At 26.3% G+C, this 6728-nt stretch carries 10 protein-coding genes; all 10 read left to right on the top strand.

What is annotated here, in order from left to right; genetic code table 11:
• A partial coding sequence (locus UNSWCS_RS12605; protein ID WP_035144087.1) for a hypothetical protein occupies positions 1-197 on the top strand: 197 nt, incomplete at its 5' end.
• 115 nt (positions 198-312) lie between these two features.
• Entirely contained in the window at positions 313-1503 is a 1191-nt protein-coding gene (locus tag UNSWCS_RS12440) for a hypothetical protein (RefSeq protein WP_200862633.1), read from the top strand.
• A 395-nt stretch (positions 1504-1898) separates the two neighbouring features.
• A complete protein-coding gene (locus UNSWCS_RS12110; RefSeq protein ID WP_035144083.1) occupies positions 1899-2234 on the top strand; it encodes a hypothetical protein in 336 nt (111 codons plus the stop codon).
• Between the two features lie 256 nt (positions 2235-2490).
• Entirely contained in the window at positions 2491-3195 is a 705-nt protein-coding gene (locus tag UNSWCS_RS11600) for a colicin E3/pyocin S6 family cytotoxin (RefSeq protein ID WP_080655765.1), read from the top strand.
• Entirely contained in the window at positions 3162-3473 is a 312-nt protein-coding gene (locus tag UNSWCS_RS10930) for a DUF6980 family protein (RefSeq protein ID WP_035144080.1), read from the top strand. The genes UNSWCS_RS11600 and UNSWCS_RS10930 overlap by 34 nt, the downstream gene beginning before the upstream one ends.
• 495 nt (positions 3474-3968) lie before the next feature.
• Entirely contained in the window at positions 3969-4529 is a 561-nt protein-coding gene (locus tag UNSWCS_RS10925) for a hypothetical protein (RefSeq protein ID WP_021088542.1), read from the top strand.
• Positions 4526-5002, top strand: coding sequence for a hypothetical protein (locus UNSWCS_RS10920; RefSeq protein WP_035144077.1), 477 nt, complete (start codon positions 4526-4528; stop codon positions 5000-5002). The genes UNSWCS_RS10925 and UNSWCS_RS10920 overlap by 4 nt, the downstream gene beginning before the upstream one ends.
• Positions 5003-5222: 220 nt before the next feature.
• The gene (locus UNSWCS_RS10915; RefSeq protein ID WP_035144076.1) at positions 5223-5729 is read left to right on the top strand and encodes a hypothetical protein; all 507 of its coding nucleotides are present in this window, start codon (positions 5223-5225) and stop codon (positions 5727-5729) included.
• A gap of 95 nt (positions 5730-5824) precedes the next feature.
• Complete coding sequence (locus UNSWCS_RS10910) at positions 5825-6067, top strand: hypothetical protein (RefSeq protein ID WP_035144075.1); 243 nt, start codon at positions 5825-5827, stop codon at positions 6065-6067.
• Between the two features lies 1 nt (position 6068).
• Positions 6069-6536 carry a hypothetical protein gene (locus UNSWCS_RS10905; protein WP_162142154.1) on the top strand — a complete coding sequence of 156 codons (468 nt, stop codon included), beginning with the start codon at positions 6069-6071 and terminating at the stop codon, positions 6534-6536.
• The last annotated feature ends 192 nt before the right edge of the window (positions 6537-6728 follow it).

Here is a 6728-nt window from a genome sequence, read left to right as displayed (position 1 = left end):
CTGATGATCTAACAAGACTAAATAGAGATACAACTAAACTAACAAAAGATCTAGTAAATACTAGCATAAGCTCAAATGTAGATGGTAGTATGGATTTAAGGGTGGTAACAGCTGATGGAAGAGAGCAGATAAAAAAAAGACACCCAAGATGCCTTAACCATAAAAGATGCTATCGTTCAAATCATTACAACAGATAGAGCGAATTTATTAGACTTTTTTAAAGAAAATGGTAAATTTTACAATACTCTCCAAGGCGTAAGAGAACAAATAGCTTCTAACCCAGAACTAAGAGAAGCTTTGAATAATCCAAATTTGAACGAAGCTCAAAAAAGTGTCTTAATTCAAGAGATTACAAAATCTGTAATGGTAAATTTAGGTTATTTACCAAATGAAATAAAAATGATTTATACAGATGAAAAAGGTCAAGGCGGAGCAGAAGTAAAAGGCTTTTACTCATTAGAAAACAAATATAGCTATATAAATTTAAAAAATAACAATACCTTAAAAGATTTAGTAGCTACAACTGGAACAGAAGCACAAAGAGCTATGGATACAATAGGCGGCATAGATATAACCAAAAATAGAGATGATAACTCAATATATGCTTTAAATTTTGGAGAATCCTTAAGTAGATACTATGGCTATGCACTAGGTGATACAACCACTTACGCAAATGCTAAAATAAATAACCCAGTCAATATCAATTTAAATTTCTACAATAAAAACAATAGAGAATTTTCAAGGTTGGATAAAGAAAAAGGTGCAAATAGAGACACTTTTTGGACTTTAAATGACATACAAAATATGAGAAATTTAGATGATGGCAATATACAAACTAAAATAAATTCTTTAATCCAATATGGACTAAATAAATATAAAATAGCAAATAATTTAAAAAATACAGCTGAATTTAGAGCTTTAACAAAAAATGGTATGGGTGAATTTGATAAAATTTACGATGCCGAAAAAGAAAAAGTAGATAAGACTAATAATTTAGTTGATACGACAGCAAATACTCTAGAAATCACAAAAGATGTTGTTGGCGGTGGCTTTATTGCCAATGCTGGAACAAAAGGGTTGTCAAAACTTATACTAAATCAAGAAGCAAAAACTTCAGTTAAAGCTGGTTTAACTGGCGCTACGATAGATGCTAGCTTGCAAGTAAGAACCCAAATTTATGATCAAGCTATAAGCAACAATGGTTATGTAGATTTTAGAGATATTAATTTAAATTATCCAAGTATTCTTTTTAGTGCAGTTGCTGGGTCGGTTGCTATACCAAGCGCATTAAAATCTTACGATAGTATCAAATATTCATGTAATGCTATAAAAGAATTAAAAGACCAACTTAAAACAGCTGTTTCGCCAAATAAGCGGGAGCAAATAAATAATAAAATTTTGGAGCACGAAGAAAATATAAAAGCTCATTGGCTGTTTCAAATAAGTAATGCCGCATTAAGGCAAGGTATAAAATATCCTATAACAAGGTTGAATGATGAATAAAATCTTAAGAATAGTTGTCGTTATTCTTTTTTTTGGGTTCGCGGATTATGGCTTTAAATATCCTATTCTTCACTGGATTATTTTTTATTTTTATACAAACACAGTAATATACTTAACTATAAAGACTTATATATATTCTAAAAAAATAACTAGAATAGATATTGCAAATTTGATACTTATCTTAGTTTTTTTGTTTTACTTGGCTATTTATCAATCAAGTGACTGGTTGATTTATCCGTGTATTTTTACATTATTATCAATGTTTATTGTAAGTATTGTAGCTTTATGGCAGAAAAAATAATGAGTAGTATCATAAATGCTTTTATAGATATAGCTCTAAGGCGTGACTTTGCATTTTTTCATTATATTTTTTATAATTTTTATATTTTATTTTTTTGCGCATAAGTGTTGATTGTTTAAAAGATGAAGTAAAAGAACAAAAAAAATTAAAAGAAGTTTTTAAATGGGGAAGCCTTATTCTAATAGCTTTTATAGTTTTAATTTGTCTTACAATTTTTGAAAGCAACGGAATATTCTTTTATTTTTGCATCTTTTCGTGGATTTCTACTATTGGTGTGATTTTTTGGGCTTTGTGGCCTGAAAAATTTATACCAGATAAACCACAGAATAGAAACCCTAAAAAACAAAAGAAGCCAAAAGTCAAATTTGAAAAAAAGAATTCGCTTAATTTTACAAATGTAAAATTAAAAAACAAAAATCTAAAGAACTAGAGATATAAAAGATCCCAGCTCTAAAAATAGAGGTATAACTTTAAGCTCAAGCTACTCTGGTCTAAAGTCAATAAACTACTCAAACCATAGAAATTTAAGCTACAGCTTATCTAAAAACCTAGCAACTCTAGGTAGTGGCAACATAGAGATAGCTGATAAGCAAAACTCTGATGATCTAACAAGACTAAATAGAGATACTACTAAACTAACAAAAGATCTAGTAAATACTAGCATAAGCTCAAATGTAGATGGTAGTATGGATGCTAGGGTGCTAACAGCCAATGGAATAGAGCAGATAAAGCAAGAGTTAGAAAAAGTTGGACAAGGGATTGCTAAAATTACTTTAAAGGCTCTGCTTGGCAACGAAGTTTATAAAAATACAGAAATTATAATTGAGAATTTAAAACGAATAAAAGAAACAGATCCACAAAGATATAATGAAATATTAAAGGCAATCAATGAATATAATAAGGAGCAAGAAGCACTAAAAGGAAGTTTTATTCCGGCAGCTGTTTTACCTATCGCGCCAGTTTTATTAGAATTTTTAGTAGAAATAGGAGCAGTCTCAGTTGCTCTTGGTGGTGCGTACGGTGCTAAAAAGATTGGGGATAAATTTGTAGAAAATTCATCTGAGTATGATTTTTTGTATAATGCAACCAAAGATATTTCAAATCAACAAAATAACAAAGATAATATTTATAATTATGAAGCACCACCAAAAGATATTAAAGATGTGTTTCCAAATGCAGAAAATTCTTCTAATAAGAATCAAAGAAAAAGATGGGTTGATGGTGTGAACGGAGATATATATGAATGGGATTATCAACACGGAGATATAGAAATTTATGATAAACGGGGAAAACATAAAAGGTTCTATAAATCCAAAAACAAAAAAGCAAAAACCACCTGTGAAAGGAAGGAAAACAAATGTTTAAAACAAAACATTGTTGTTCAAAAATGAGAAAGGCTGTAAATTTTAGTTGTGATATTCATAAAAATATGTATGATTGTCCAGACGCTTTGATAATTTATTCGCCCAAATTTGATGAATATGGTATTATTATTCACGACGGTGGAACAAGTAGTATTTTAATTAAATTTTGTCCATTTTGTGGTAAAAAATTACCGAATTCAAAACGCAATAAATGGTTTAATAAAATGGAAAAATTGGGAATAGATATTAACAAAGATAAAATTCCTAAGATATATTTAAATTTTGGTTGGTGGTTGAAAAAATGACTAAATCTTGAAAAATTAGCTAAAGAGTTTATAGAAATGAGTAAGTGATATGTATAGTTCAAAAAATAAATTAAAATTTACATATAGAATTATTAGTAACAAGGAATTTGACGTATCAAAATTAAAACAGCAGTTTCCAATATTGTCAAAAAAAGAAGCTCTTAAAAATAAATAAACCTTATCTAACAATACAAAAAGAAGATGGCAAATTTATTGTTTGCATACAAAAATTATATATTTCAATTGGAAATATTGATACAAAACTTTTAATAGATTTGTTAAACAGTATTAAAACTTCTTTAAAAAATGAGACAAAAATTGATATTGTAGAACAATTAATAATTTCAGTATTACCAAAAACAGACCAATTTGGTATTGATATTCCAATTGAAATTTTAAGATATTTAAGTGAAAATAATATTAACTTGACACTTAGTGGTATATTTTTATGATTTGGTTTAATTTAGACTACGCAAATAAAATCAAGGATTTAAAATGAGTGAAGTAATTTTAAAAAATTCTAATTTGAAAAAAACTGAATTAACTTATGCTTCTAGTTCCATAATCTATGATAGTTTAAAGGAATTTATTTATTCGAAATATAAGGGAGATTGTTTAAAAATAGATATATTCGGTAATATAGATAATGATTTTAGGGCAATTGCCGTTATAGCAGCAATGGATAATGAAAATGATGAAATAATACACAAGCTTAATTTGAAATTTTTTGATAAAAAATATGACTATGGTGAATTTAATCTTGTTAAAGAAATAGCTAATGCAAAATCTTGTGTTCTATTAAAATTAAAAGAGAGCGAAATTCTTACAAAAATATTATCTTATATTTCTTTTGAAAAATTTATGGGCTCTTATTTTTCAAAAGGTAGATTTATTGGAGAAAATATCAATAATTTGAAATTTATCGGTGTTTGTGGTGATCTAAAAAACGAAAAATATATTGAAAAAATAAATTTGTTGGATTCGATTAAAAATATAGAAAATATAGAAAATTCAGATGATTTTTATATAACAAAATTTATAAGTGATTGTATGTGAAAAATAATTATATTGTTAATTCAGAAAATTTTGATAAAGAATTTAAAACTTTACTCGAAAATAAAAATAAGAAGCGTGTGATAAAATCGAAATTTGATTTTGAAAGTGTTTGTGTCGGTAAAAAAATAGAATTGATTAAATTTTTAATTTCTAATAAAAATTTAGTTGGAAATATTGTGTATAAAATCCTTTTTTGGGAAAAAGACGAGGCTCTAGAAAACTGTTTGGCTTTTTGGAATTATAAAAAAATAAAATCCTATAAAAATGGCATTAAGCCGGGTATTATATTTATAGAACAAGATAAAATTGATACTAAATTTATCGATTTTATCTTGTTAAGACATTTTAATTTTGAATTAGCAAAAGAACCATCACTAAATATTAAAGTTCAATTTTTTATAAAGTTTAATGATCAATTCTCTATGCTATTTGATATATATGATGATAGAGGATTTTATGTTTATTACTTATGAATTTAAAAGCTTTATAAAAATATTTTAGATAATGGCTGGTTTGCTATAAAAATCGCATTAAGAAATACAAAAATACATAATTTACAACGACATAAAAGAATAAAGAAAATAGAATTAAAATTTACTTAAGAAAGTTTGTGCTGAAACAATTGGTTATAAATTAAAAAATATTTAACTATAAATAAATAGATCTTCACACACAAAATGGGGTAAAGATAAAATGAGCAGTTATATAGGAATTGGTTTTATATCTAAATGGACTACCAAAAATATTTTTATTTCAAATATTTTAAAAGCTTTTGACAATGAAATATCTTTATTGGGCTTTGCCAATCTAATTGATATTTTAAATCAATATTTTGATAATTATGAAAAAGAATTTCGCTTTGATATAAAAATAGATGAGTTTGAATTTACGAATATTATTTTACAAATAGAAAAAATAGAGAACGATTGTATTTGCTTACAATTATGTATAGCTGAAGATGAACTAATAGGGGATAGAAATATTGATATAGTTGAAAATAAAATCATTTCTTTTATTATGAAAAAGGCACAATATTTTGATTTTATTTTTTGTGACAATAATGCTTATTTGGAAAATAATTTTAATGAAATTTGTAACGAACCCTTATTTTCTATATTAGTAATAAACAAAGGTGATAAAGTTGATATAAAATATGCAAATTGGAAAATAGATGGTTTGAGTGAAAGACAAAATATTTAAATAATAAGCCAAGTTATGTTGTAAATACAGGAAATTAAAAATTAATTCAACATAATTGGCAAAAACAAAAAAGTCTTATTGGATGGTGATAAATAATGGATATAAAACTAACACCACAACAATTTAAATATCTAATGGAAAATTGTAAATTCTCAAATAGTATATCTGCTATTTGTAACAATGAAAATTCTGTAAAAATTAGTGTGGATATAAATTTAGCAGAAAATATTAGAGAGTGGGCTCTTAATGAACTAGAAGTAAAAGGTTTTGATGAAAATTATGAGTTAAATTATCACGGAAAAATTATAGAAGCATTGGTGGATTTATTCCATGTTTAGCGTGCTAAATTTAGAAAATAACTTACAAAATAAAATACAAAATTTGCTTGATAATAGAAATTTGCCAAAACCAAAGATGATAACAAACCAATGCTTGCAGGATACATTGATTGAAAATGATTTGCAAGGAAAGGATTTGTTTGAACTTGAAAAAGATAAAATAAAAATTTTATCTACTGATTTACCAATCTTTAATGATGAAGCATTTAGGTATTATTTGCCACAATTTATCTATTTTTATTTGATGCGGTCAGAATTTATAGTCGAAGACATGTTTATACAAGTATTTTTTAAATCGAATTTGCTTAATGAAAAAACATATAGATTTTTGCAGTTTAAGATAGATGAAAAAGAGATAATTGTTGAATTTTTGCAAAAAATTTATGATGAAATTTACAATATAACCAAAACAAAAGAGTATAAAGAGCTTAAGGTTTTGGGAGCAAGAAGAAATTATAGTGCCATTTAAGGCTTATAAAACAGAGATTAAAGAAGCCATAGCATTGTGGAAAGTCATAAATTAGATAGTTATAAAGTTTCAGAAAAAGACTACCTGATGATCGGGTATGCTTAGCAAGATATAAATTTAAATGCCAAAAGTGCTCTTAGCCTAAAAGGTGCAAACCTAAACTCTGGCAATGATACAAATTTAAACGCAGAG

The organism is Campylobacter concisus UNSWCS (assembly GCF_000466685.1).
Lineage (GTDB): Bacteria > Campylobacterota > Campylobacteria > Campylobacterales > Campylobacteraceae > Campylobacter_A > Campylobacter_A concisus_A.
Note: the sequence above shows the minus strand (reverse complement) of the source record. Positions and strands in the feature narration are given on the sequence as shown.